This is a genomic window from Pseudomonas sp. (assembly GCF_049645325.1).
Lineage (GTDB): Bacteria > Pseudomonadota > Gammaproteobacteria > Pseudomonadales > Pseudomonadaceae > Aquipseudomonas.
In genome coordinates this window covers 1-2568 of sequence record NZ_JBARTQ010000249.1, presented here as the reverse complement: position 1 = coordinate 2568, position 2568 = coordinate 1, and the positions used below count along the sequence as shown (strand labels likewise).

Genomic DNA, 2568 nt, shown 5'->3' with positions numbered 1-2568 from the left:
CTATAAAGGCGACTGATCCAGCGCTTTCGCGAGCAAGCCCGCTCCCACATTTTGATTGGGTTCACACTTCAGATTTAGGCTGTTTTCCAGGTGATCTGCTCTTCACCATCCGCGCTGATGCGAATCCAGGTGTCGGCGCTTTCCTCACCTTCCTCTTCAACCCACGTGCCCGGCGCGCAACGCACTTCTACGTTCAGCGCAGCAAAGGCGGCGCGGGCGCAGGCGATGTCGTCTTCCCACGGGGTCTGGTCGCTTTCCAGGTACAGGCTGTTCCATTTTCCGACCGCTTTGGGCAGCCAGGTCACAGGCACGTTGCCGGCGTTGCACTTGTAGGTCTGGCCCTTCTGGACCCAGTCGCTGCACGTGCCGAGGGCGGCGCCGAGCCAGGCGGCAATAGCCTTGTGGTCGACGTCGGCGTCCTTCAGGTAAATCTCGATATCAGGTTGGCGCATGGATGTTCCTCGTTGCGGGATTCGAAAATCCATTCGCGGATGTCTAAAAGTCGGTTATTGAAGCACGAAATAATCGTAGCGCATCGACACAGTGACCTTCAGCGGTTCAGCCGCCTCAATCACCTGTGCACGGCGCTCGGCGCTGGCACGCCAGCCGTGAGGCGTCATGGCCAGCAGGTTGGCGCGGTCCTGGGGTTCGGCCAGGCTCAGCGTGAACTCAAGGGTCTCGCTGTGCGCCAGGCTCATGCCGTCCGGCACCAGGGCCAAATGCTTGTCGTCGGTGTACTCGCGCACTTCGTCGTACAAGCGCTCGCGCAGTTCCATCAGGTGGCCGCTGGTCGGCCCGACCTTCATCAAACCGCCCCCCGGGCTGAGCAGGCGCTTGGCCTCTTCCCAGTCCAGTGGGCTGAACACGCTGGCCAGGAACTGGCAGCTGGCATCGGCCAGCGGCACGCGGGCCATGCTCGCGATCAACCAGGTCAGCGCCGGGTTGCGCTTGCATGCCCGCTTGACGGCTTCTTTGGAGATATCCAGCGCGTAGCCATCGGCATCGGGCAGGGCGTCGGCGATTTGCGCGGTGTAGTAACCTTCGCCGCAGCCGATGTCTACCCAGCGCTGCGGTGCGCGTTCTGCGGCGAGTTCGGCCAGGCGCTTGGCCACCGGGGCGTAATGCCCGGCGTTGAGGAAGTCGCGGCGCGCTTCGACCATCGCGAGGTTATCGCCTGGGTCGCGGCTGTTCTTGTGCTGCACTGGCAAGAGGTTCAGGTAACCCTGGCGCGCGCGGTCGAAACGGTGCCCGACCGGGCACGCCACGCCATTGTCCACCGCGTTCAGCGGTGCGCTGCAAATGGGGCAGGCCAGCATCAGGCGAGCAACTTGATCAGGGTCTGGTAGTAGATTTCGGTCAACACATCGAGGTCACTGGCGAGGATGCGCTCGTTGACCTGATGGATCGTCGCGTTGACCGGGCCCAACTCGACCACTTGAGTGCCGAGGGTGGCAATGAAACGCCCGTCGGAGGTGCCGCCGCTGGTGGATGCCTGGGTCTCGCGCCCGGTGATCGCCTTGATGCTGGCCGACACCGCGTCGAGCAAAGCACCCGGTTCAGTCAGGAACGGCAGGCCCGACAAGGCCCATTCCACGTGCCAGTCCAGGCCGTGTTTGTCGAGGATCGCCGCCACACGCTGCTGCAGGCCTTCCACGGTGGATTCGGTGGAGAACCGGAAGTTGAACACCGCCGTCAGGTCGCCCGGGATCACGTTGGTGGCGCCGGTGCCGGAATTGAGGTTGGAGATCTGGAAACTGGTTGGCGGGAAGAAGGTGTTGCCGTCATCCCAATGCTCGGCGGCGAGTTCCGCCAGGGCTGGCGCGGCCAGGTGGATCGGGTTCTTCGCCAGGTGCGGGTAGGCCACGTGGCCTTGCACGCCGCGTACGGTCAGGGTCGCGCCGAGGGAGCCACGGCGGCCGTTCTTGACCACATCGCCCACCAGCGTGGTGCTCGACGGTTCGCCGACGATGCACCAGTCCATGCGCTCATTGCGCGCCTTGAACCGCTCGATCACCGCCTTGGTGCCGTGGTGCGCCGGGCCTTCTTCATCGCTGGTGATCAGGAAAGCCACCGAGCCCTTGTGGTCCGGGTAGTCGCCGACAAAACGCTCCGCCGCCACCAGCATCGCGGCCAGGCTGCCTTTCATGTCTGCCGCGCCACGCCCGCAGAGCATGCCGTTTTCGTCGATCAGCGCGTCGAACGGGTCGTTCTGCCAGGCGTGCACCGGGCCGGTCGGCACCACGTCAGTGTGGCCGGCGAAGCACAGCACCGGGCCTTCATGCTTGCCATGGGTGGCCCAGAAGTTATCCACGTCTTCGATGCGCATGGGTTCAAGCGCAAAACCGGCGTCGCCCAGGCGCTGCATCATCAGCTTCTGGCAGTCGGCGTCGATCGGCGTCACCGAGGGGCGACGGATCAGGTCGATAGCGAGTTGAAGGGTCGGCGAAAGGTCGGCGTGGGCCGTCATGGGGGAACTCCGGAAAGCGTGGTATGGGCGCAGGACGAGTGTGAAATACAACGTTTGAAGCGGCATCGTTCCAATGTGGGAGCGGGCTTGCTCGCGAATGC

At 64.0% G+C, this 2568-nt stretch carries 3 protein-coding genes; all 3 read right to left on the bottom strand.

Going from position 1 to position 2568, the window contains the following annotated elements:
• Positions 1 to 74: 74 nt before the first annotated feature.
• The 3 genes from WBB95_RS10850 to dapE are packed head-to-tail and all read right to left on the bottom strand — an operon-like array spanning position 75 to position 2467.
• Positions 75 to 452, bottom strand: a complete 378-nt coding sequence (locus WBB95_RS10850; protein WP_424487590.1) for a hypothetical protein — start codon at positions 450 to 452, stop codon at positions 75 to 77.
• A gap of 54 nt (positions 453 to 506) precedes the next feature.
• The gene (locus tag WBB95_RS10845; protein ID WP_424487589.1) at positions 507 to 1316 is read right to left on the bottom strand and encodes a putative RNA methyltransferase; all 810 of its coding nucleotides are present in this window, start codon (positions 1314 to 1316) and stop codon (positions 507 to 509) included.
• Entirely contained in the window at positions 1316 to 2467 is a 1152-nt protein-coding gene (gene dapE, locus WBB95_RS10840) for a succinyl-diaminopimelate desuccinylase (RefSeq protein WP_424487588.1), read from the bottom strand. Before dapE ends, WBB95_RS10845 begins: the two co-directional genes overlap by 1 nt.
• Positions 2468 to 2568 lie beyond the last annotated feature (101 nt).

Coding starts and splice junctions, on each gene's coding strand:
- WBB95_RS10845 (WP_424487589.1), bottom strand. CDS start 1,316: ATGCTGGCCTGCCCCATTTGCAGCGCACCGCTGAACGCGGTGGACAAT.
- dapE (WP_424487588.1), bottom strand. CDS start 2,467: ATGACGGCCCACGCCGACCTTTCGCCGACCCTTCAACTCGCTATCGAC.
- WBB95_RS10850 (WP_424487590.1), bottom strand. CDS start 452: ATGCGCCAACCTGATATCGAGATTTACCTGAAGGACGCCGACGTCGAC.